Annotated in this window: 22 protein-coding genes; 7 read left to right on the top strand and 15 right to left on the bottom strand. The window is 67.3% G+C overall.

Translation table 11 applies throughout. The features are described from left to right. Positions 1 to 78: 78 nt before the first annotated feature. Positions 79 to 693: an aminoacyl-tRNA hydrolase gene (gene pth / locus ASE66_RS16310; RefSeq protein WP_057190746.1), complete on the top strand. Its 615-nt coding sequence runs from the start codon at positions 79 to 81 to the stop codon at positions 691 to 693. Between the two features lie 10 nt (positions 694 to 703). Here pth and ASE66_RS16305 read toward each other — a convergent pair whose 3' ends face one another. Further along, positions 704 to 1303, bottom strand: a complete 600-nt coding sequence (locus tag ASE66_RS16305; RefSeq protein ID WP_057190745.1) for a hypothetical protein — start codon at positions 1301 to 1303, stop codon at positions 704 to 706. Positions 1304 to 1439: 136 nt separating this feature from the next. Beyond that, complete coding sequence (locus ASE66_RS16300; protein WP_057190744.1) at positions 1440 to 4337, bottom strand: autotransporter domain-containing protein; 2898 nt, start codon at positions 4335 to 4337, stop codon at positions 1440 to 1442. Between the two features lie 395 nt (positions 4338 to 4732). On the opposite strand from ASE66_RS16300, the gene ychF reads away from it, so the two are divergent. Both ychF and ASE66_RS16290 read left to right on the top strand, forming a co-directional pair. Beyond that, positions 4733 to 5830 (top strand): redox-regulated ATPase YchF, encoded by a 1098-nt coding sequence (ychF, locus tag ASE66_RS16295; protein WP_057190743.1) that lies wholly within the window; start codon positions 4733 to 4735, stop codon positions 5828 to 5830. Between the two features lie 130 nt (positions 5831 to 5960). Next, positions 5961 to 6971 (top strand): MaoC family dehydratase, encoded by a 1011-nt coding sequence (locus ASE66_RS16290; protein ID WP_057190742.1) that lies wholly within the window; start codon positions 5961 to 5963, stop codon positions 6969 to 6971. Here the strand turns inward: ASE66_RS16290 and ASE66_RS16285 are convergent, their stop codons facing one another. From ASE66_RS16285 to ASE66_RS16245, 9 genes are all read right to left on the bottom strand, one after another. After that, the gene (locus ASE66_RS16285) at positions 6972 to 8279 is read right to left on the bottom strand and encodes a sensor domain-containing diguanylate cyclase (protein ID WP_057190741.1); all 1308 of its coding nucleotides are present in this window, start codon (positions 8277 to 8279) and stop codon (positions 6972 to 6974) included. 53 nt (positions 8280 to 8332) lie between these two features. Further along, positions 8333 to 8977 (bottom strand): class II aldolase/adducin family protein, encoded by a 645-nt coding sequence (locus ASE66_RS16280; protein ID WP_057190740.1) that lies wholly within the window; start codon positions 8975 to 8977, stop codon positions 8333 to 8335. Next, positions 8974 to 10083, bottom strand: a complete 1110-nt coding sequence (gene mtnA, locus ASE66_RS16275; RefSeq protein ID WP_057190739.1) for an S-methyl-5-thioribose-1-phosphate isomerase — start codon at positions 10081 to 10083, stop codon at positions 8974 to 8976. Before mtnA ends, ASE66_RS16280 begins: the two co-directional genes overlap by 4 nt. Positions 10084 to 10087: 4 nt before the next feature. After that, positions 10088 to 10636 (bottom strand): adenine phosphoribosyltransferase, encoded by a 549-nt coding sequence (locus ASE66_RS16270; RefSeq protein WP_413814277.1) that lies wholly within the window; start codon positions 10634 to 10636, stop codon positions 10088 to 10090. A 66-nt stretch (positions 10637 to 10702) separates the two neighbouring features. Continuing rightward, a complete protein-coding gene (locus tag ASE66_RS16265) occupies positions 10703 to 11584 on the bottom strand; it encodes an S-methyl-5'-thioadenosine phosphorylase (RefSeq protein WP_057190738.1) in 882 nt (293 codons plus the stop codon). Between the two features lie 204 nt (positions 11585 to 11788). Then, entirely contained in the window at positions 11789 to 12670 is an 882-nt protein-coding gene (locus ASE66_RS16260; protein WP_082613506.1) for a cytochrome c1, read from the bottom strand. An 8-nt stretch (positions 12671 to 12678) separates the two neighbouring features. Continuing rightward, entirely contained in the window at positions 12679 to 13950 is a 1272-nt protein-coding gene (locus tag ASE66_RS16255; RefSeq protein ID WP_057190737.1) for a cytochrome b, read from the bottom strand. 55 nt (positions 13951 to 14005) lie between these two features. Next, positions 14006 to 14557 (bottom strand): ubiquinol-cytochrome c reductase iron-sulfur subunit, encoded by a 552-nt coding sequence (gene petA, locus ASE66_RS33250; RefSeq protein ID WP_274532958.1) that lies wholly within the window; start codon positions 14555 to 14557, stop codon positions 14006 to 14008. A gap of 191 nt (positions 14558 to 14748) precedes the next feature. After that, positions 14749 to 16614 (bottom strand): ABC transporter ATP-binding protein, encoded by a 1866-nt coding sequence (locus ASE66_RS16245; protein ID WP_057190736.1) that lies wholly within the window; start codon positions 16612 to 16614, stop codon positions 14749 to 14751. Between the two features lie 277 nt (positions 16615 to 16891). On the opposite strand from ASE66_RS16245, the gene ASE66_RS16240 reads away from it, so the two are divergent. From ASE66_RS16240 to hemF, 3 genes are all read left to right on the top strand, one after another. Further along, on the top strand, positions 16892 to 17350 hold the full coding sequence (locus tag ASE66_RS16240) for a RidA family protein (RefSeq protein WP_082613504.1): 459 nt from the start codon (positions 16892 to 16894) through the stop codon (positions 17348 to 17350). A 45-nt stretch (positions 17351 to 17395) separates the two neighbouring features. Continuing rightward, on the top strand, positions 17396 to 17875 hold the full coding sequence (locus ASE66_RS16235) for a tRNA (cytidine(34)-2'-O)-methyltransferase (protein ID WP_057190735.1): 480 nt from the start codon (positions 17396 to 17398) through the stop codon (positions 17873 to 17875). A gap of 208 nt (positions 17876 to 18083) precedes the next feature. Further along, positions 18084 to 18995, top strand: coding sequence for an oxygen-dependent coproporphyrinogen oxidase (hemF, locus tag ASE66_RS16230; RefSeq protein WP_057190734.1), 912 nt, complete (start codon positions 18084 to 18086; stop codon positions 18993 to 18995). A gap of 74 nt (positions 18996 to 19069) precedes the next feature. Here hemF and ASE66_RS16225 read toward each other — a convergent pair whose 3' ends face one another. The 4 genes from ASE66_RS16225 to ASE66_RS16210 are packed head-to-tail and all read right to left on the bottom strand — an operon-like array spanning position 19070 to position 21863. Continuing rightward, a complete protein-coding gene (locus tag ASE66_RS16225; protein ID WP_057190733.1) occupies positions 19070 to 20293 on the bottom strand; it encodes a CCA tRNA nucleotidyltransferase in 1224 nt (407 codons plus the stop codon). After that, a complete protein-coding gene (locus ASE66_RS16220; protein ID WP_057190732.1) occupies positions 20290 to 20562 on the bottom strand; it encodes a DUF6111 family protein in 273 nt (90 codons plus the stop codon). Before ASE66_RS16220 ends, ASE66_RS16225 begins: the two co-directional genes overlap by 4 nt. A 24-nt stretch (positions 20563 to 20586) precedes the next feature. Continuing rightward, the gene (locus ASE66_RS16215) at positions 20587 to 21258 is read right to left on the bottom strand and encodes a CoA pyrophosphatase (protein WP_057190731.1); all 672 of its coding nucleotides are present in this window, start codon (positions 21256 to 21258) and stop codon (positions 20587 to 20589) included. Then, complete coding sequence (locus ASE66_RS16210) at positions 21258 to 21863, bottom strand: DUF1285 domain-containing protein (RefSeq protein WP_057191098.1); 606 nt, start codon at positions 21861 to 21863, stop codon at positions 21258 to 21260. Before ASE66_RS16210 ends, ASE66_RS16215 begins: the two co-directional genes overlap by 1 nt. 162 nt (positions 21864 to 22025) lie before the next feature. On the opposite strand from ASE66_RS16210, the gene ASE66_RS16205 reads away from it, so the two are divergent. Further along, entirely contained in the window at positions 22026 to 23042 is a 1017-nt protein-coding gene (locus ASE66_RS16205; RefSeq protein ID WP_057190730.1) for an AAA family ATPase, read from the top strand. Positions 23043 to 23046 lie beyond the last annotated feature (4 nt).

Here is a 23046-nt window from a genome sequence, read left to right as displayed (position 1 = left end):
CGCTCCTCCGGGACTATGCTTGCGGACGGCCGGGCATGCCCGGCCGTTTTGCTATGACAACGGGTGCGGAACCGAACGATGCTGATCTTCGCAGGCCTCGGCAATCCCGGCCAACGCTACGCCCGCAACCGCCACAATATCGGCTTCATGGCGGTCGCGGCGATCGCCCGCGCCTGTCGCGCCGCGCCCTGGCGCAGCCGTTTCCAGGGCTATGCCTGCGAGGCGACGATCGGCGGCGAGAAGGTGCTGCTGCTGATGCCGCAGACCTATATGAACGAGTCCGGCCGCGCCATCGGCGAAGCCGCGCGCTTCTTCAAGGTCGCCCCGGCCGACGTCGTGGTCTTCCATGACGAGCTCGACCTGCCCCCAGCCAAGCTGCGGATGAAGCTCGGCGGCGGCAATGCCGGCCATAACGGCCTGCGCTCGACCACCGCCGCGATCGGCAACGATTATCGCCGGGTGCGGATGGGCATCGGCCATCCCGGCGACAAGGCGCTGGTCCACGCCTATGTGCTCAACGATTTCGGCAAGCCCGAGGAGCCCTGGGTCGAGGACCTCTGTACCGCCTGCGCCGACAATGCCGCCCTCCTCGCCGCCCATGACGATGCCGGCTTCCAGAACAAGGTCCATCTCTTCATGGAGGCACGCGGCCACGGCGCCGTGAAGCGCCTGGGCGAGAAGGCGACGGATTAGAGCTCGACTTTCACAGCGGCAGCTGGGCACCAGCCCTGGCGATCGTCACCCGGCCGCTCGACAGGCTGCCATCGGCCTGCCGGCTCGCGGTCAGCGCCACCTGCGCCCCGGCGATGAGATCGGCCGCCTGTGCCGGCGCGGCCATGACGATGTTGGCCTCGGGCGTGATCGCGATTGTCTGCTCGCCGCCCGGATAGGTCAGCGTGACGCTGCTACTCTCGACGCGCGAGACCGTCTCGGCCACCGTGGCGTTGGTCATCGTCGAATCCGGCAGCACGGCCCAGGGCCTGTGCCCCTCGCCCGTGCCGCGCATCGCCTCGGGAAAGATGAAGACCTGCACGGCCGTCAACCCGCCCTCGGCACGCGGACGGGCGCCGACGCCGATGAAGCTGCCCTTCTTGATATCGGCCATCGAGGCCTTGATCACGGCGCCGACCGAATAATTCGGCGCGAGAGCGACCGTCGCCGTGCCTTCTTGCGTTTTCACTGTCAGCGATTGGCCGTCGAGACGCTCGACCGTACCGCGTATGCGGGTCTGCGGCGTTTGCGCCTGTGCGCCAGTGGCGAGGACCGTGACGAGGCCGATCAGGGCGAGCGAGGGCAGGCGCATGGAGCAACTCCGGTAAGCCGGTCTTTCAAGTCGCGCTCCACTCGTGCGCGCTGGCCAAACCTGCCGCCATGCACGTTCGCGTGATCCGTGCTCGCCCCCCAAAGACACCTCTTCCGCAATGCCGCGCGCAGCCGTCTCAGAAGCTGACCTTCAGCCGTGCCTGCCCGCCGATGCGCCGGGCGCTCTCCGAGAGCTCGCCGTCGAGATGAGCACCGATCACCACCGACTGGCTGAGCCTGAGATCGAGCCCCGCCGCCAGCAACGCGCTGTTGCGCGGCGCCCGTGCACCGTCGATCACGAAGCCGGAACCCGCCAATCCGGTCAGCGAGGCGCTCAGGCTGGCCTCGCGCTGATAATAGTGCGCCCAGGCCGCGCGCAGATAACCTGCGAGGGCTCGACCACCCAGCGCGCTGGCGTAGTCGAGCTGGACGCCGAGCTCGCTGCGCGAGGTCACGTCGCTGCGCTTGCCGACGACGAGCGCTCCCGCGTTGGCGCCAGCCCAGTTCGTCTCGGCGCGCGCCGGGCTGCGCGCCTGCACCGCCTGCAGCGCCGCCAGCGGCGACACTGTGAACCCACCCCAGTCGGCAAGCGCCATGCTCGCCTGCAGCCGGCCGCTCCAGGCGGTGGTGGTGTAGGACGAGGACAACGAGCTGCCGAGCAGCGCCACGCTGCGCTTCACCTCCGTATCCAGCACCCCATAACCGACGGCGGCCGCGAGGTTGAGCGGGCCGAGCCGTGTCGTGCCGTAGAGACCGGCCTGGAAGATATCGGCATTGGCCTTGCCGAGCCCGCCCGCCAACGACGCATTCGCACTGCCGCCCGAGAGCGCGAAGCCCAGCATCGTACCGGGCGCGATCCGCAGATCGGCGCCGACCGCCAGATGCGCATCGTCGAGATCGCGGCGCGCCGAACCGACCCAGGCTGAGCCATTGCTACGCCCGGATGACCCGAAGGCCGCGCCCCAGACCGTATAGGCCGGCGCAAGGGGCTGAGCGGGATCCTGCGCGGGGGCGCCCTTACGCGTCGCGAGATCGGAGAATGCCGCAGCCCCCGATGCCATCGTCTCACGTCCCGCCGCGAATGGGTCCAGCATCGCCCGCAGGAACTGGTCGGCGGCCGAGAAGGCCATTGCCGGAACCGCGGTGTGGACTTCGCCGGAGAGCTGGTTCATCGCAGCCGGCATCGCAGCCGCCGGCAGGTTGTAGATCCCGAACAAGGCCGACGGGTCCGCCCCGCCCGCGACCGCCCGGTCGAGCCCGGCGGCGACGGCATGAGCGTTGGCGGGGCCGGTGACGAGACCGGCCAGCGGCTTGGCAGACAGCGTGACCAGTAGGTCGTTGGCGGTATAGGCCACGTTGGCGCCGATGCCGGCCCCAAAGCCAGCGGTGGAATCGACCGTGCCGAAGCGGGTTCCCCCGAGGCCGCCCTGGGCCGAGAGCAGCGTGTAGGGCGTGCCGAAGCTGTAGGCGCCCGGCAGGAAGGCCAGTCTCAGCGTCCCCGCCAGGGCGGCCGTTCCCGTGACGTTGATCCGGTCGGCAACCGCTCCCTGGATTTCGGCGACATAGGTCGAGTTCGCGCCCATCGTCAGGTTGCCGTTGACCGTCAGCGTGCCCGGCGAATTGCCGGGGGAGATCGTGCCCAGCACGGTCGTCGACGGCAGTTGCCCCGTGCCGCCGATGGTACCTCCCTCTCCGATCGTCACATTGGAGAACGAGGCCAATGATCCCTCGGCGACGAGCAGGCCGCCGGTCACCTGCATCGCGCCGGTGAAGCTGTTCGCCGCCTTCAGGACCGTCGTGCCGCTCTCGTGCACGATTGTGCCTTTGCCGGTGATGCGGGCGGAAACGACGTAGTTCGTATCGGTGTGGTTGAAGACCAGCCGCGCCGTTCCCGGACCGAGACGGATCTCGGACACGTCCAGGAAGCCAGCGGCGAGGGCTTGGGCACCCGATGCGGCGCCGATATTGACGGTGCCGGTCGAGCCGGCCCGGTTCGCGATGGCCAGCAGCCCCGCTCCGTTATCGATGCGCACGGCACCACCGCTATCGACCGTCAGCTCGGCAACTCCAACGCTGCCAACGATCAGGAAGCCCGTGCCGAGCCATTGCGAGTTGGCACCGGTCACGCGCAGATCGCCGCGCGAGCCGGCCGCATTATAGCCGATAGCCCCTACGCCCGTGCGATATGTCGCACCATTGCTAATGAGCACATGGCCCTCGCCGCTCCATCCGATGCCGGTGAAGCCGCTGGCCGTCAGCGTCGTGCCGGCTCCGTCAAGGGTGAGCGATCCCTTTCCTCCGGCCAGCCAGCCCAGATAGACATTGTTGCTTGTAGTCACTGTACTGCCGCCTTTAACGACAGCATCGCCACGGCCTCCTTGGCCGATCATCAGCGCGCCCCAGATGTCCCATTTCGAGGCGTCGACGGTGGCGTTGCCGACCGCCCCCGCGTTGTAGCCAAGGGTTACTGCGCGATCGGAAGCCTTGGCGCCGGCCAGGATCTGATAGGTGCCCCGGCCACTATCGCCAACGACATGGCCATTACCGTTGTTCCAGGACGTCCCCGCCCCCGTGACGGTGATGCCACCCACCCCGGTGGCAAAGATGCCAGTCCGGACGAACTGGCTGAAATTCGCACTCCCGCCGTTCGAGACGTTGAAGCTACCGCTGCCTTTGAAACCGACATCGAGATGGGTACCGTTCCATTTGCCACCGCTCTCGACGCGCGCCGACCCGATCTCGCCGGCGAGATTGCCGATGGTCGCGTAGTCGGTCGTGGTGAGCACGCCTACCGCCCCCACCGTCAGTGACTGGCCCGCCCCGGTGGCGCCGATGTGGAGCGTTTTCGTGGTAGCGCCGGGCGCAGTGATGAGCGGCGCGATCGGCGAGCCGGCTCCGATCGTGACGGCGGTGGCGCCGGTAGGAAGGGTTCCGGTCGACCAGTTGCCTGGCGTATGCCAGTCGGGCGTGGCGCCTTGCCATGTCTGCGCGAGAACGGGCGTAGCGGCGAGCGCAAGCAGGCTCACCGTGGACATGACCGCTACTCGGGCACGGACCACGTCGAAACGACCGAGTACAACCATGATGTGCCAGGAACTCCACGGAAAGCCGGAGTTTGCAACCTAGCGTTGCTTTGCCTAAATGACGAGCAGCAAATATTTACGATTTGTGAACCACTGTTCAAATCGGGAGGCTTCCGTCCTTTTTTCGACGCCCCCGCGACGAAGATGAGCTCTGTCGAACTCTACGGAAGGGGATTGCGGCAGCCTCGTCGCACGACCGGGCTGGGTGGCCACCCTGGTCGCCGCAGGTGCCCCCTCTCCCATCGCCATCTTGTCTTTTGACGCCCGGACGCCAATAAGGCCCGGAGCATTCGCATCATCATCTCATCACCGCCCCTGAGCGGTCGCAACGCAACGGACCAGCCAGCATGGGCTTCAAATGCGGTATCGTCGGCCTGCCGAATGTCGGCAAGTCGACCCTCTTCAACGCGCTGACGCAGACGGCGGCAGCGCAGGCGGCCAATTACCCGTTCTGCACGATCGAGCCGAATGTCGGCGACGTCGCCGTACCGGACGAGCGGCTTGAGCAGCTTGCTGCGATCGCCGGCTCGAAGGAGATCATCCCGACCCGGCTGACCTTCGTCGACATCGCCGGCCTCGTCCGCGGCGCCTCCAAGGGCGAAGGCCTCGGCAACCAGTTCCTCGCCAATATCCGCGAATGCGACGCCATCGCCCATGTCGTGCGCTGCTTCGAGGATGGCGACATCACCCATGTCGAGGGCAAGGTCTCGCCGATCAACGATATCGAGATCATCGAGACCGAGCTGATGCTCGCCGACCTCGAAAGCCTCGAGAAGCGCGTCCTGCCGCTGGAGAAGAAGGCCAAGTCCGGCGACAAGGAGGCCAAGGAAGCCGCCGACCTGATGAACCGCTGCCTCGTGCTGCTGCGCGAGGGCAAGCCGGCCCGTCTGGTCCAGGTTGCGGCCGAGGAACGCCGCGCCTTCGAGATGCTCGGCCTGCTCTCCTCCAAGCCCGTGCTCTATGTCTGCAATGTCGAGGAAGCCAGCGCCGACAAGGGCAATGCCTTTTCCGAAGAGGTGAAGGCCCGCGCCGCCGAGGAAGGCGCGGTCGCCGTCGTCGTCTCCGCCAAGATCGAGAGCGAGATCGCGGTGCTGCCGGCCGCCGATCAGAAGGACTATCTGGAAGCCGTCGGCCTCGAGGAACCCGGCCTCAACCGGGTGATCCGCGCCGGCTACGCGTTGCTCAACCTCGTTACCTATTTCACCGTCGGGCCGAAGGAGGCCCGCGCCTGGACGATCGAGAACGGCACCAAGGGCCCGGCCGCCGCCGGCGTCATCCACACCGATTTCGAGAAGGGCTATATCCGCGCCGAGACGATCGCCTACCCGGATTACATCGCCAATAAAGGCGAGGCTGGCGCGCGCGAGGCCGGCAAGTTCCGGCTCGAAGGCAAGGAATATGTCGTCGCCGACGGCGACGTGCTGCACTTCCGCTTCGCCAACTGAGTCTGCGCCGCCGGAGCGCAACCCGCTCCGGCGCCATGTCTGGTGAGCATTCGGAGTTTGCGCGTTTTCGGCTCGATCACGCGTGGCCGCGCGAGCAGAATGCGGGCCTGATCAGTGAGATGGGCTACCGATGCTCTACTTCGAGGACTTCGTCGCCGGCGCCGTGAACGAATACGGCGCGCTCCCCGTCTCGCAGGACGACATTCTCGCCTTCGCCGGGCGTTTCGACGCGCAGGACTTCCACATCGACCCCGACAAGGCGAAGACGAGCTTCGTCGGCTCGCTGATCGGCTCGGGCTGGCACAGCTGCGCCCTGCTGATGCGGCTTGTGGCCGAGGGCTTTCTCCTCGACGCGACCTCGATGGGCTCGCCCGGCATCGAGGAGGTCAAATGGTTGCGGCCAGTCAAGCCCGGCGATGTGCTGACGCTGCGCTGGACCGTTGTCGAGACCAAGGAATCGCGTTCGCGCCCGCAGATGGGACTGGTGAAGTTCCGCCTCGAGCTCATCAACCAGCGCGGCGAGCCGGTGGTCGAGCAGAACAACTGGATCATGTTCGGCCGCCGCGGCTCCGGCTTCGAGGCGGCACGGGGCGACTGGCTGAAGCACTCCGCCAGCTACGAGCCACCGCAGGCGACCGTCAGCGTCGAGCCGCCCGCCGGGCCGACGGCCCCTCCCGGCTTCTTCGACGAGCTCGTCGTCGGCGAGAGCTACGAGCTCGGCAGCCTCGTCTTCACGCCGGAGGAGATCGTCGCCTTCGCCCGCTCCTTCGACCCGCAACCCTTCCACATGGACGAGGACGCGGCGAAGAGGAGCTCCTTCGGCAGCCTCTGCGCCTCAGGCTGGCATACGGCGGCCGGCTGGATGGCGGCGATGGTCAGCCACCGCCGCCGGCAGGAGGCGACGCTCGCGCCGGCTGCCGCCCCGCGCCTCGGCCCCTCGCCCGGTTTCAAGGACCTGCGTTGGCTGAAGCCGGTCTATGCCGGCGACCGCATCACTTATCACTCGACCGTCGCCGACAAGCGTCCCAGCCTCTCGCGTCCGGAATGGGGCCTGTTCTTCCACCACAACACCGGCGTCAACCAGAACGGCGAGACCGTCTTCAGCTTCGACGGCTGCGTCTTCATCGAGCGCAAACGCTGATCAGCTGGCGGCCCGTCGCGGTGCCGCTGGGGGGACCGCCAGCTCGATGCGGTCGCGGCCATTGCGCTTGGCGGCGTAGAGCGCCTCGTCCGCACGAGCCTGGAGGCTCTTGCCGTCCAGCGGCCCCTCTCCCGCGCACAGGCCGATCGAGACGGTCACGCCTGTCAGCTCGTCATGAAGCAGGCGCCACGGCACGCGCCGCAAGGCGCGGCGGACGGCCATCGCAACGTCCTGAGCCGCCTCGATAGCGGTGTTCCCGAGCAGGACGCCGAATTCCTCGCCGCCGATCCGGGCCACCAGCGCCGATGGCGACGGAACCTGGGCCGAGATGACCTCGGCGATGGCCTTGAGACAGGCATCCCCGACCAGATGGCCGAAACGATCGTTGATCGTCTTGAAGTGGTCGGCGTCGATCATCATCAGCGAGAGCGGTTCTTGCCGGGCGGCGGCATCGGCGAAGCGCGCCACGAAGCGGCGATGATTGGCGAGGCCGGTCAGCCCGTCCGTCTCGGCGAGCTCCGCCAGCGCCGCATTGGCACGGCGCAAGGCCTCCTGAGCCTCCAGCAGCTCCATCTGCTGGCGCTTGGCGACGGTGATGTCAGCATGGGTGAAGAAGCTGACACCGGCCGTGCTGTGCCGCGCGATCAGCCTGAGCCAGCGCTGGCCGGGCAGTTCGATCTCGAAAGGCACGCCGTCATAGCGCAGGCCGTTGCTGATCGCCGCCCGCCAGGCCCCTGTGGGCGAAGCGCCGCGCCAGCACCAGGCGATGATCTCGTCCAGCGTGCGACCGACCACCGGTGTGCCGCGCGGCAGGTCATACAGCCGCCGGAAGGCGTCGTTCGCCGCGATCACGCGCTCCTTCGCGTCGAGGATCGTGGCGCCGTCGGGAATGAAGCGCAGCGCATCCATGACTGGCAGCACCAGCTCAGGCGCCGCCTCGGCATGGCTCTCGACGTCGAGCGGCTGCCACAGCCGCACGCGCCCGCCATCTGGCGCACGCAAGGAGGACGCACGCAGCTTGCGGCCATTATGGATGAATTCGAAGGGCTGCGTCTGGTTCTCGTGGCGCGTCACGCCTTCGGCGACGTGCCTTGCGATGTCCGGCATCTCCTCGGGCGAGAGGCGGAGCCTATAAAAGCGCTCCAGATTGTCGGCATAGGGCTCGCCGACGTAGATCTCGCCCTCATCCTCGGGAAAGATCTGCAGGAAGGTCTGGTTCCAGCACAGGGCCCTCATCTGCTCATCGTACTCGCAAACGCCGATACCGAGGGCGTCAAGCGAGTCGAGCAGATAGCGCGAGAGCTTCATCCGGCCCTCAATAAACGAGAGCCGTTAACAACCGGTGAGATCGGCTCGTAAGATCAGCCGACCTTTCCGTAACCTGCGAACTTGGCCGAGACGCGCTCCATCTCGGCAGCGTCGAGAATGACCGGCTCGAGCCTGGATGCCAGCAGGTCGAGATACTGCCCGGCCAGGTTCTCGACTTCGGCGACGATGGTATGCGCCCCGGCCAGGCTCGCGCCGAGCGCGATCACGCCGTGATTGGCGAGCAGCACCGCCTTGCGGCCCTCCAGCGCCCGAACCGCGTTCGCCGCCAGTTCCGGCGAGCCGAAGGTGGCGTAGTCGGCGCAGCGCACATCGGCGCCGCCGCAGAGCGCGATCATGTAGTGGAAGGCCGGGATGCCGCGGCGCGCACTGGAGAGCGCCGTGGCGCGTGGCGAATGCGTGTGGACGATCGCCTGCGCATCCGGCCGCGCCCTGTAGATCTCGATATGGAACGGCCATTCCGACGATGGCTTGCGCTTGCCCGAGAGCACCGCGCCATCGAGCGACAGATGGATCAGATCCTCTGCCTTCGTCTGCGCATAGGGCAGCCCCGACGGCGTGATCAGCAGCCCGTTACCGAAGCGAGCCGAGACATTGCCGGATTTCGACGGGCAGAAGCCCGCCTTGTCGATCGCCTGCGCGACCGCAACGATCTCCTCACGCAGTTTCAGTTCGCTCATGCCGCCTCACCACTCGTCATCTCAGGAAACAGCCTCGCCAGTCCCTCGGCGTTCGCCGGCGCGATGCCGCGCTCGGTGATCAGGCCAGTGACCAGCCGCGCCGGGGTGACGTCGAAGGCCGGATTGCACGCCAGGCTGCCGGGCGCAGCGACCTGGAAGAAGCCGGTGCGGCCATCCTCGCTCTGGCCGAACAGATGCGTGACCTCGCGCTGGCTACGCTCCTCGATCGGGATCTCCTTCAGCCCGTCCTGCAGCGTCCAGTCGATCGTCGGTGATGGCAGCGCCACGTAGAACGGCACGCCATTATCCCTGGCCGCCAGCGCCTTGAGATAGGTGCCGATCTTGTTGGCGACGTCGCCGGTCGCGGTCGTCCGGTCCGTGCCGACGATCACCATGTCGACAAGGCCGTGCTGCATCAGATGGCCGCCGGCATTGTCGACGATCACGGCATGCGGCACGCCATGGCCACCGAGCTCATAGGCCGTCAAGGCCGCGCCCTGGTTGCGTGGCCGCGTCTCGTCGACCCAGACATGGACGGGAATGCCAGCATCATGCGCCAGGTAGATCGGCGCCAGCGCCGTGCCCCAGTCCACGGTGGCGAGCCAGCCGGCATTGCAATGGGTCAGGATGTTGACCGGCTCGCCCGCCGGCTTGCGTGCGGCGATCTCGCGGATCAGCCTGCGCCCGTGCTCGCCGATGGCACGGCAGAGCGCGACGTCCTCATCACAGATCGCCGCCGCCTCGGCATAGGCCGCCACGGCCCGCTCGGCTTCCGGCAGGCCAGTCAGCCGCCTGCGCATCCTCGCCAGCGCCCAGTGCAGATTGACCGCTGTCGGCCGCGTCGCGCCGAGCAGCGTAAGCGCCTGCTCCAGAGCGGCGTTTGAGGCATCGACCCGCAGCGCCAGCGCGACGCCATAAGCCGCGGTCGCACCGATCAGGGGCGCGCCGCGCACCGTCATGTGGCGGATCGCATGCGCCGCCTCCTCGGCGGTCGAGAGCCTGACGGTTTCGAAATGGAAAGGCAGCCGCGTCTGGTCGATGACGCGGACACCCCAGCCGTCCTCGTCGAGCCAGATGGTACGGTAGTGCTGACCGCCGATCTTCATGGTCTCAATGCCCGGCGAAGGAGACCAGCGTGCGCACCGGCACGCCGAGCCGCCTGATCTTGTCGGCCCCGCCCAAGTCCGGCAGGTCGATGATGAAGCAGGCGGCGACGACCTCCGCGCCGAGCGAGGAGAGCAGCTTCACCGCCGCCTCCGCCGTGCCGCCAGAGGCGACGAGATCGTCGACCAGGAGGACGCGCTCGCCGCGCGAGACGGCATCCTTGTGCACCTCGATCTCGTCGGCGCCGTATTCGAGCGAATAGGGCATGCCGACCGTCTCATGCGGCAGCTTGCCCTTCTTGCGCACCGGCACGAAGCCCGCCGAGAGCTGGTGCGCAACGGCGCCACCGAGAATGAAACCGCGCGCCTCGATGCCGGCGATCTTGGCGATCTTCAGCCCGGCGAAGGGTTGCACCAGCTCGTCGACCGCGCGGCGGAAAGCGCGGGCATCGCCGAGCAACGTGGTGATGTCGCGGAACTGGATGCCCGGCGCCGGATAATCGGGGATCGTCCGGATCGCATTCTTCAGGTCGTCGAGCGCGCTGCGGTCCATCATATCGTCCATCGACTGGGGCGGCTCCTCTTAACCCGAGGTGCCCGCTCCGGGAAAGCTGGCGCAGCGTCAGCCCTGCGCCTTCAGCACCCGCCCCGCCACCGCATCGAGCTTGGCCACGAGCTTGGGATCGCGGTGCTCCGGCGCGGTGACGATGGCAAAGTCGAGGGCGTTGTGCGAACCGGCCGGGCAGGCCTCGCGCTCGCGCGGGAAATCGGCAGCGAGTCGCGCCACCAGCCGGCGCGCCTTGTCGGCATTGGCGTGCAGCACGGCGATGACGGAGGCGACATCGACTGCCCCGTGCTCCTCGTGCCAGCAGTCATAGTCGGTGACCATGGCGACGGTGGCGTAGGTGATCTCGGCCTCGCGCGCGAGCTTGGCCTCCGGCATCGCCGTCATGCCGATCAGGTCGTAGCCGAGGCCCTTATAGGTCAGCGACTCCGCCAGCGTCGAGAATTGCGGACCTTCCATGGTGACGAGCGTGCCCCCCCTGACGAAGGGCAACTCTTCCGCGCTCGCCGCGGCGGCGATCCGCTCCTGCAGCGCCGGGCCGACCGGATGCGCCGCCGAGACATGGGCGACGCAGCCCTTGCCGAAGAAGGAGCTGGCACGGCCGGCGGTACGGTCGACGAACTGGTCGACCAGCACGAACAGCCCGGGATAGAGCTCGGCCTTGTAGGAGCCGCAGGCCGAGAGCGAGACGAGGTCAGTGACCCCCGCCCGCTTCAGCACGTCGATATTGGCGCGGTAGTTGATCTCGGAGGGCGGGATCGCATGGCCACGCCCATGGCGCGGCAGGAAGACGATTCTGGTCTCCCCCATCCGCCCGGTCCGGAGCAGGTCGGACGGCTCGCCCCAGGGGCTCTCGATCCGCTCCTCGCGGAGGTCCGTGAGCCCCGGCAGGTCGTAGATGCCGGAGCCGCCGATGATGCCCAGAACCGCTTCAGCCATGTCGGGTCCCCGATGATTGCCCGGATAAGGATCGAGATTCGTGACAGCCGTAACACGACGGCCTTCGCAATCGAATGCGGTCGTCCCGGGCGATCGCAGGGAGATCCGGCGGCGCTGGCGCGGCCTGTCCGGGATGGCGAGCTTGGGAGGGACGCACAAACGAAAAAGGCCCCGTTGCCGGGGCCCTTTCCAACTCAATCTCGCTCAGTGCTTCGAGGCATGCTCGGGCAGGCGCGACCAGATCTTCTTCTTGGTGAAGTAGAGCAGGCCGGCGAACAGCGCGAGGAAGAGCATCACCTGCAGGCCCATGCGCTTGCGCGCCTCGAGATGCGGCTCCGCCATCCAGACCATGAAGGCCGAGACGTCCTTGGCGTACTGCTCGACCGTCTCCGGCACCGGCGACTTGCCGTCCGGCCCCTTCGGATACTCGATCTGACCGTCATTCAGCGGCTTCGGCATCGCGATCAGGTGGCCAGGCATATAGGAATTGTAGTTCTGCCCCGGCAGCAGCGGCGGGAAGTCCTTCGGCGGATCCACGTAGCCGGTCAGCAGCGCCGTGATGTAGTCCGGCCCCTGCTCCTGGTACTGCGTGAAGATGTCGAAGATGAAGGTCGGGAAGCCGCGCGTATAGGTGCGCGCCTTGGCGAGCATGTCGATCGGCGGCGGATAGGCGCCACCATTGGCGGCGCGTGCCGCCTGTTCGTTCGGGAACGGCGCCGGGAAGGCGTCGGCCGCGCGACCGGGACGCTCGAACATCTCGCCCGAATCGTTCGGGCCGTCCTTGATGTTGGTATAGCTCGCCGCCAGTGCCGCGACCTGCGAGGGCGTGAAGCCCGGGCCGCCCGGCTGCGACAGGTTGCGGAACTTGACCAGGCTCATCGCGTGGCAGCTGGCGCAGACTTCCTTCGCGACCTTGAAGCCGCGCTGGAGCTGGGCCTGGTCGAACTTGCCGAACGGGCCGGAGAACGACCAGTTCTGCGCCGGCGGCTTCGGAGCGCCTTCGGCAGCCAGGACCGGCGAGGCGGCAGCGATGGAAAGGCCCGTGACCAAACCAGCGAGCGACAGGCGGAGGGACATCTTGCTCATGGTCTCGTTCAGCCCTTGGCCTGCGGTTCCGAAGCGGTGGCGTGGCCGAGGCGTGCGCCCGAGCCGCCGAGCACCGAGTCGGCAATGGAGGTCGGCAGCTGCGTCGGCCGTTCGAAGATGCCGATCAGCGCCAGTGCCGCGAAGAAGCCGAAATACAGCACCGTCAGGATACGCGAGATGGTGACGTAGGGCTCGTCCGCCGGCATGGCGCCGAGATAGCCGAGGCCGATGCAGACCAGGACGAACATCCAGAAGAACTGGCGGGCGATCGGCCGGTAGGTCATCGACTTGACCTTGGAGGTGTCGAGCCAGGGCAGGAAAGCGAGGATCACGATCGCGCCGCCCATGGCGAGCACACCGCCGAGCTTGTCGGGGATGGCGCGCAGGATCGCGTAGAACGGCAGGAAGTACCATTCCGGAACGATGTGGGCAGGCGTCGAAGCCGGGTTCGCCGGGATGTAATTGTCGGCATGCCCCATGAAGTTCGGCTGGTAGAACACGAACCAGGCGAAGACCAGCATGAAGCAGACCATGCCGAACAGGTCCTTGATGGTCGCATAGGGCGTGAAGGGAACGGTGTCCTTCTTGACGTCCTTCACCTCGACGCCGGTCGGGTTGTTCTGGCCGACATGGTGCAGCGCCCAGATGTGCAGCCCGACGACGCCGGCGATCATGAACGGCAGCAGGAAGTGCAGCGAGAAGAAGCGGTTCAGCGTCGGGTTATCGACCGAGTAGCCGCCCCACAGGAAGGTGACGATCGTCTCGCCGATCACCGGCAGCGCCGAAAACAGGTTGGTGATGACGGTCGCGCCCCAGAACGACATCTGGCCCCAGGGCAGGACGTAGCCCATGAAGGCAGTGGCCATCATCAGGAGGAAGATGATGACGCCGAGGATCCAGAGCACCTCGCGCGGCGCCTTGTACGAGCCGTAGTAGAGGCCGCGGAAGATGTGGATGTAGACCGCCACGAAGAACATCGAGGCGCCGTTGGAGTGCAGATAGCGCAGCAGCCAGCCGAAGTTCACGTCGCGCATGATGTGCTCGACGGAGTTGAACGCCATGGCCGCGTTCGGCGTGTAGTGCATCGCCAGGACCACGCCGGTGATGATCTGCGCCACCAGCATGAAGGCGAGGATGCCGCCGAAGGTCCAGAGGTAGTTGAGGTTGCGCGGCACCGGATAGGAAACCGCCGAATCGTGCATCAGCCGCACGATCGGCAGGCGCGCATCGAGCCAGCGCTCGATCCCCGTCTTCGGTTGGTAGGTGCTGTGACCGCTCATGCTCGCCTCAAGCTCTCTCAATTCCGCTCGATGCCGTCCTCGCCTTTAAAAAGGCTCAGCCGATCTTGATCTTGGTGTCCGCGGTGAACGCGTAGGGCGGCACCGGCAGGTTCAGCGGCGCGGGACCCTTGCGGATGCGGCCGGAGGAATCGTAATGCGAGCCGTGGCACGGGCAGAACCAGCCATCGAACTCGCCTTTCGGCTCGCCGGGGGCGTTGCCGAGCGGCACGCAGCCGAGATGGGTGCAGTTGCCATAGACGATGAGGAACCGCTCATGGCCGGCCTTGGTGCGCTGTTGGTCGGTCTGCGGGTCGCGCAAAGTCGCGATGTCGACGGCGAGCGCCTCGTCGATCTCCTTCTTCGTGCGGTTGCGCACGAAGATCAGCTTGCCGCGCCAGAACAGCTTGATCGCCTGGCCTTCCGCGATCGGGGCGAGGTCGAGATCGATCGGCGCGCCGGCAGCGACGACCTGCGCGTCGGGAGCCAGCTGGCCGAGCAGCGGCACGAGCAGCGCGCCCGCGCCGACGGCGGCGAAAGCGCCGGTGGTCAGCATCAGGAAGTCGCGGCGGGTGGGTTCGGTGCCAGTCGTATTGGTCGCTTGCGCCACGATCCAGTTCCCTGCTCGGCTGCCGGGCTGGCCGGCTGAAACACAATCAAGCGCCTTCACGGAGGCGCGGACGCAGTGCCACCTTCCGACAGCACGTCGTCTGCGGGCTCTTTGGCATGCAGTTTTGACGAAGTCTACTGTCGCGCGTGCCGCAGCCCACTGCGTTGCAGCAATGCCGCCGTGCGGCCGGCTCAGGCCGGAATCCGCTCGCCGTCCGCGAGCGCCAGGAAGCCGCCGGACTGCCGGGCCCATAGCCGCGCATAGAGCCCGCCGCGCCGCACCAGCTCGTCATGGCTGCCCATGTCGACGATCCGGCCCTGGTCGAGCACGATCAGCCGATCGAGCGCGGCGATGGTGGAAAGCCGGTGCGCGATCGCGATCACAGTCTTTCCTTCCATCAATGTGGAAAGTTGCGCCTGGATCTCGGCTTCGACCTCCGAATCGAGCGCCGAGGTCGCCTCGTCGAGGATCAGGATCGGTGCGTCCTTGAGTAGCACGCGGGCGATCGCGATACGCTGCCGCTGGCCGCCGGAGAGCTTCACGCCGCGCTCGCCGACGCGCGAGTCGAAGCCCTCGCGTCCGTCCTGGTCGCTCAGGCCGAGGACGAAATCATGCGCTGCCGCTCGCTTGGCCGCGGCGGCGATCTCGTCCTGCGTCGCGCCGATACGGCCATAGGCGATGTTGTCGCCGATCGAGCGGTGCAGCAGCGAATTGTCCTGCGTCACCATGCCGATCTGGCTGCGCAGCGATTCCTGCGTGACATGGGCGATGTCCTGCCCGTCGATCAGGATGCGGCCCGAATCGAGCGGGTAGAGCCGCAGCAGGAGGTTGACTAGCGTCGACTTGCCCGCGCCGGACGGGCCGACCAGCCCGATCTTCTCGCCCGGCTTGATCTCCAGGTTGAGGTCGTCGAACAGGCCCGCCGGCCTGCCGTAATTGAAGCGGACATGCTCGAAGCGCACGCCGCCCTGCACGATCTGCAGCGGCACCGCGTCGGCTGCATCCGGCAGGTCATGCGGCTTGGCGATCGTCTCCATGCTCTCCTGCACCGAGCCGATGTTCTCGAACACGCCGCGCACCAGATGGATCAGCCAGCTCGACATCTGCACCAGGCGCAAGACGAGCCCGATCGCGGCGGCGACAGCGCCGGGCGTCATCTCGCCCTGGCTCCACAGATGCAGGCTGAGCCAGGCCGTCGCCACGACGAGCAGGCTGTTCATCGCCTGCAGGATGACGCTGACGCCGGTGATCAATCGCGACAGGTTGAGGAAGGAGGCGTTCCAGCGCGTCAACGAGTCGCGCACTGCCGAGCGCTCGGCATCGGCACGGGCGAAGAGCTTGACCGTCAGGATGTTGGTGTAGGCGTCGACGATGCGTCCTGTCGTCGTCGAGCGGCCGAGCGAGTTCGCCTCCGAGCGCTTCTTGGCCCGCGGCACGAAATAGATCAGCAGCGCGACATAGGCAGCCAGCCAGACGATGACCGGCAGAACCAGCCAGATGCTGGTCGAGCCGAAAAAGCCGAGCGCGACCGAAACGAAGATGAGCGCATACCAGAGATCGTCGATCACCTCGATCGTCGCGCCGCGGATCGCCTGCCCTGCCTGGATCACCCGCGACGACAGCCGGCCGGCGAAATCGTTCTGGAAGTAGGAGAGCGCGTGGCCGAGCGTGTAGACATGGTTGCGCCAGCGGATCTGGTTGGTGATCTGCGGCACCACCACCTGGTCGACGATGGCGTGGTTGGCGAAATAGATCAGCGGCCTGACCACCGTGACCAGCACCGCCGCACCGATCAGCAGCCAGCCATGCTCGCTGAAGACCTGCTCCGGTGAGTTCTTCGCCAGCAGGTCCACGAACCAGCCGACCATCAGGTACATCGCCGCCTCGATGCCGGAAAAGCCGAGGCCCGTCAGCATGATCAGGGCCATCCAGCCCTTCGCGCCCTTGATGTGATGCCACATGAAGCGGAACACGCCGGTCGGCGGCGTCTCGCGCTCGTCGAACGGCGCGAAGACGTCGATGCGGCTTTCAAGGAAACGGAAGAGCGGGGCGAACATGGACGTAGGGTCGCCCTCCTGGGCAGGCAATGGCTACGAAGCCGATATGGTGCGCGCACCGGGCGGTGACCAGAGCCTGACAGCGCCGCCCCGTCATGCCATGGCAGCAGACTGCAGCACGGCGCAAGCGCACTGTCTTGCAGTGGGCGCGGGACCTACGACGAAAGAATATCGACTTAGGTTGCAATCGCGCCGGTTTCCCGCTTGCCGGGCTCCATCACACCGCAGAGCATGATGCCGCGCCGCGCGGGAAGGCGGCTATCCGGAGGTCTGCTCGATGATCAGGTTTCACGCCGCCCTCGCCTTTGCGGGCACACTCCTTCTGGCAACGCAGGGCTTCGCCCAGACTGCGGGCAAGACGGTGATCGCGACGCCGAACGCGCCGGAGGCGATCGGTCCCTATTCGCAGGCGATCAAGATCGGGAACATGGTGTTCCTCGCCGGCCAGGTCGCGATCGACCCGAAGACCAAGCAGTTCATGAAGGACGCCGGCATCGAGGACCAGACCAGGCAAACCCTCGAAAACCTCAAGGCCGTGCTCGAAGCCGATGGCCTGACGATGGAGCATATTGTCTCGACCTCCGTCTTCATGAAGGACCTCAACGACTTCGGCAAGATGAACGGGGTCTATGGCAGCTATTTCAAGACCGCCCCGCCAGCACGCGCCACCGTCGAGGTCGCCCGCCTTCCCCTGGATGCGAAGGTCGAGATCGTCGCCATCGCCGTCCGCCCCTGAGACACATGCCTTGACGCCGGCAGGCGCAGCGCGGATGACGCGCCCATGCTGCGCCTCGCCCTCTATCAGCCCGACATCCCGCAGAACGCCGGCACCATGATCCGCCTGGCGGCCTGCCTCGGCGTCGCCGTCGATATCGTCGAGCCGGCCGCCTTTGACGTCTCCGACCGCAATTTCCGCCGCTCCGGCATGGACTACATCGAGCGGGCTGCGGTGGCGCGTCATGATTCCTTCCGCGCCTTCGAGGCCTGGCGACGCGAGGCCGGCCACCGCCTCGTCCTGGCCGAAACCGATGGCGCCTGCGCCCACACGGATTTCGCCTTCAGGCCCGGCGACATCGTCATGGTCGGGCGTGAATCAGCCGGTGTGCCGCCGGAGGTCTACGCTGCGGCCGACGCAACCGTGCATATCCCGATGCGCCGCGATTTGCGCTCGCTCAATGTCGCCATGGCAGCAGCGATGGTAGTGGGCGAGGCGCTGCGTCAGCTTGGCGCCTATCCGGAGCAGAGACACGAAGGGACATGACCGGGCGAGCGGCCCTCTTTCTTTCTCCCGAATGGGAGAAGGTGGCCCGGAAGGGCCGGATGAGGGCCTGCCGCCGAACCAGCGAAACGCGACCTGCGCCGTTGTTGGCGAGCAGCCAAGGTGTCTAGCGGCGGTCCCTCACCCCTGCCCCTCTCCCATCCGGGAGAGGGGTTCCCCGCGCCAAACCGGCACGGAACGAGACAAACCGATGAATGAGCAACAAGCATCCGCCCTTACCCTTGCAGAAGCCCTGAAGCCGCGCGCCAGCGCCTGGTTCGAGAGCCTGCGCGACCGCATCTGCACCGCCTTCGAGCAAATCGAGGACGAGGCGACCGGCCCCTTCCCGCCAGAGACCGACAAGCCCGGCCGCTTCGTCCGCACGCCCTGGCAGCGCACCAACCATGACGGTGCTGCCGGCGGCGGCGGCGTGATGTCGCTGATGTCGGGCCGCGTCTTCGAGAAGGTCGGCGTCCATGTCTCGACCGTGCATGGCAGCTTCGCGCCGGAATTCGCCGCACAGATCCCCGGCGCGGCCGAAGACCCGCGCTTCCATGCCACCGGCATCTCGCTGATCGCCCATCCCTGGAACCCGCACGCGCCGACCGTGCACATGAACACCCGCTTCGTCGTGACGACGAAGCCGTGGTTCGGCGGCGGCGCCGACCTGACCCCGGTCCTCGACCGCAGGCGCCGCCAAGAGGATCCCGATGCGGTCGCCTTCCATGCCGCGATGCGCATGCCCTGCGACGCCCATGCCGGCGTCGCCGACTATGAGCGCTTCAAGACCTGGTGCGACGAGTACTTCCATCTGAAGCACCGCAATGAGCCGCGCGGCATCGGCGGCATCTTCTATGACTACCTCTGGTCGGGTGCCCCGGAGGCCGATCTCGCCTTCACCAGGGCGGTCGGCGAGGCCTTCCTCGACATCTATCCGCGCATCCTGCGCGCCAACCTGACGAAATCCTGGACGGACGCCGAGCGCCATGAGCAGCAGGTCCGCCGCGGCCGCTATGTCGAGTTCAACCTGCTCTACGACCGCGGCACGATCTTCGGCCTGAAGACCGGTGGCAACGTCGCCTCGATCCTGTCCTCGATGCCGCCGACGGTCAGGTGGCCGTAATCACCGTCATTGCGAGCGCAGCGAATCAATCCAGGGAGGCGTAGAGCTCCGTGGCTCCTGGAATGCTTCGTCGCTCATGCTCCTCGCAATGACGACAGGACTGTCGCCATCTGCGCCTCCCGCCCAGCCGGGCATCCAGCCTCGATCCAGGCCGCCCGCGCCGCATCGAGTAGCTGCCCGACCTTCGGGCCGGCGCCGACGCCGAGCGCCAGCACATCCTTCCCGCTCGGCAGGAATGGCGGTGTCCGCGCCAGTTCGGCGATCAGCGCCTGAATATCCGCCGATGTCCCGTCCTGGCCCAGAAGCACCAGCCCGCCCGCAACGGCATCCGTCCCGATGCGATGGGCCAGGCGGCGCAAGTGCGCGATCCCTGGCAGGGCTTCCCTCCCCGACAGAGCCTCCAGCGCTGCGGCTATGCCGGCGACCCGCTCGAACTCCGCGTTCGACAGCCGCAGCCGCTCGCGCAGCCTGAGCGCATCCTCGGCGATCGTGACGGCGAGCGCCGCCAGCCGGAAGGCCGGGTAGACGCCCTCCCCCGGCCCGTCTGCAATCGCGGCGAAGCGCGAGAGATAGGGGACGCCGCCGATTACCGGCATCAGCAGTCCCGCCCCCGCCATCGCCTGCAGGGTTTCGGCAGCACGGGGCGCCACGAGCAGCTTGCGCAATTCCGCCCAGACGCGCTCGCGCGAGAGCCCATCCAGGCCGCCACGCCCGGCGATGCAGGCCTCCAGCGCCGTCCGGTCCGGCTCGCCAACGCCATAGCGGGCATGGAAGCGGAAGAAGCGCAGGATGCGCAGGTAGTCCTCGGCGATGCGGTCTTTCGCCGCGCCGATGAAGCGCACCCGCCGCGCTTCGAGATCGGCGAGCCCGTCGGCATAGTCGTGCAGCACGCCAGCGGCATCGAGCCCGAGCGCATTGATGGTGAAGTCGCGGCGGAGCGCATCCTCGCGGAAGTCGCGGCCAAAGGCGACGACGGCGTGGCGGCCATCGGTCTCGACATCGCGGCGCAGTGTCGTGACCTCGAAGGGCGCTCCGTTGATCACGACCGTGACCGTGCCGTGCTCCACGCCGGTCGGGACGGCCTTGAAGCCAGCGGCCCGCGCGCGCCGCATCGTCTCGGCTGGCAGGCAGGTCGTCGCGATGTCGATATCCGCCACCGGCTCGCCGAGCAGCGCATTGCGCACGGCGCCGCCGACAACGCGCGCCGCCTCCCCGTCGCGGTTCAGCGCGGCGAGCAGCGCGGCGACATCGGCGCGCGCCAGCAGCGCGCCGAGCCGTTGCCGCTCAACCCCGGTCATCGCTTCGGCCGGTCATCGAACTCGCCGGGGATCAGCTTGCCATTCTCGACATGGGGCGGCGCGAACGAGCCGGTATGCCGCGGCGCGACCAGGCCGGCATAAACGAAGGAGCCGATACCGAGCACAAGCCCGGCCACCGACAACCAGAACAGATGGCGGCTCCAATGCTCGACGTCGAACGGATTGCGCCGCCTGATCACGAGATACCCCGCGAACAGACAGAACGGCAGGACGAAGAGCAGGAACTCCTCGATCAGCATACGCAGCATCAGGCCTGTCCAATCCGTCAGTCTTTAGCGTTCGGCCAGGCGCTCGTAGAGATTGCGGATCATGCCGGCCGTCGCTCCCCAGATATAGCGATCGCCATGCGGCATCGCATAGTAGGTGCGATGGCGGCCTTTCCACTCACGGCCATGGCGCTGGTGATTGGCCGGGTCGAGCAGGAAGGCGAGCGGCGTCTCGAAGGCCTCATCGACCTCGTGCGGATTGATCGTCAGCGCAAGCGGCGGGTCGACCAGCCCGACCACCGGCGTGACGCGATAGCCGGTGCCGGTGAGATAGGCGTCGAGATAGCCGACCACCCTGACCTTGTCGGGAGCAAGCCCGACCTCCTCCTCCGCCTCGCGCAATGCCGCGACCAGCGGCGAGCCGTCGGTGGTGTCGATGCGCCCGCCCGGGAAGGCGATCTGTGCCGAATGGCTGCGCAATGCCGCGGCGCGCTGGGTCAGCAGCACGGTCGGCTCGCCCGGATGCAGCACGATCGGGATCAGCACCGCCGCCTCGATCGCGCTCGCCTCGTCGGGCACGTCGGTCGGTTCGGGCTGGAGGTCATGGTCGCCGCGCGGTCGCGCGATCAGGTCGCCAAGGGCTGGCGGCTCCGCCCGCAGGCTACGGAGCAGCAGCGCCTCGAGATCGTCGCCATTCCAGAACGCCGTCTCGGCAAGCTGCTTCGCCGGATGCTGCATCACAGTCCCTCGATCTCGCTGGCCGGCGCAACCACATGGAAGGCGCCGCCGGCCGCGATGCCGAACTGCGCCAGCCCCTCGACCTCGCTGACCTCGCCGAGCGCCAGGAGATCATAGGTCAGCGCCCGCGTGAGCCGGGCCCAGAGCCCGCGCCGGACATGCACATAGGGCTTCACGCCCTCGTTCGCAGCCCTCTCGAAGCGCAAGGCGTTGTCGGGGCCAACCGTGACAAGGTCGTCGGTGCGGGTCCGGAAGGCGATGCTGCGCCCGTCGCCTTCGCCCTCCACGGCCATCTCGACCGCCTGCAGCGGCGCATCCTCGACCTTGATCCCGACCTGCTCGACCGGGGTCACGAGAAAGTAATCATCGCCCTCGCGCTTCAGCACCGAGGAGAACAGCCTGACCAGCGCCGGCCGGCCGATCGGCGTGCCCAGATAGAACCAGGTGCCATCAGCAGCGATACGCATGTCGAGATCGCCGCAAAACGGCGGATTCCAGCGCTCGACCGGCGGCAAACCGCGGGCAGGACCGCTCCCGAGCGCGCTCAGCAGGCGATTCATCGCGCCAGCGGCCTCGTTCGTCACGTCACCTCGCGCTTTCGTCATCGGCATGCCGGTTGCATCGTCCTCTCGCCTTGAACTCTACATAATCGTGAAGCGGACTGTTGTGCACCGCCACTCTCGCCCCCTTGAGCATGTTCCCCGCGAGGGTCAGAGTTTGGAATCGGACAGCAGGGCCGCGCGGGTGCGAGGCTGAAGGAGATCGCAATGGTGGCGCAAGCCCGTGATGCAAACGCCCCGATCAACCTCGACACCGGCGTCGTCGAGGCGGCGGAGGCGGCCCTCGCTGCCATCGGCGCTGCCCGCACCGAGATCGGCCAGGTCATCTTCGGTCAGCAGAAGGTGGTCGATCTCTCGCTGATCACCTTGCTCGCCGGTGGCCACGGCCTGCTGGTCGGCGTGCCTGGCCTCGCCAAGACCAAGCTGGTCGAGGCGATGGGCACCGTTCTCGGCCTCTCGGCCCGCCGCGTCCAGTTCACGCCCGATTTGATGCCCTCCGACATCCTCGGCTCCGAGGTGCTCGACGAGAGCCCTGACGGCAAGCGCCATTTCCGCTTCATCAAGGGCCCGGTCTTCGCCCAGCTGTTGATGGCGGACGAGATCAACCGCGCCTCGCCCCGCACCCAGTCGGCGCTGCTGCAGGCGATGCAGGAACACCACGTCACCGTCGCCGGCGAACGCCACGACCTGCCGGCGCCCTTCCATGTGCTGGCCACCCAGAATCCGATCGAGCAGGAAGGCACCTATCCGCTGCCGGAAGCCCAGCTCGACCGCTTCCTGCTCGAGATCGATGTCGGCTATCCCGACCGCGAGGCCGAGCGCCGCATCCTGCTCGAGACCACCGGCTCGGCCGAGCACAAGCCGGTCCAGGCAATGACGGCCGAGACCCTGATGTCGACGCAGCGCCTGGTCCGCCGCCTGCCGGTCGGCGAGGCCGTGGTCGATGCGATCCTCGATCTCGTCCGCTCGGCCCGCCCCGGCGATGGCGAGAAGGCGATCACCGACAAGCTCGCCTGGGGCCCCGGCCCGCGCGCCAGCCAGGCGCTGACGCTCGCCGCCCGAGCTCGCGCTCTGGTCGAAGGCCGGCTCGCGCCGTCGATCGACGACGTCGCCGCGCTCGCCGCCCCGGTGCTGAAGCATCGTATCGCCCTGACTTTCGCCGCCCGCGCCGATGGCGAGACGGTCGAGGGCATCGTCGCCAGGCTGGTGGAGCGTCTGGGTTGAGGAA

Source organism: Allobosea sp. Root483D1, assembly GCF_001429505.1.
In the GTDB taxonomy this organism is placed as follows: Bacteria; Pseudomonadota; Alphaproteobacteria; order Rhizobiales; family Beijerinckiaceae; genus Allobosea.
Note: the sequence above shows the minus strand (reverse complement) of the source record. Positions and strands in the feature narration are given on the sequence as shown.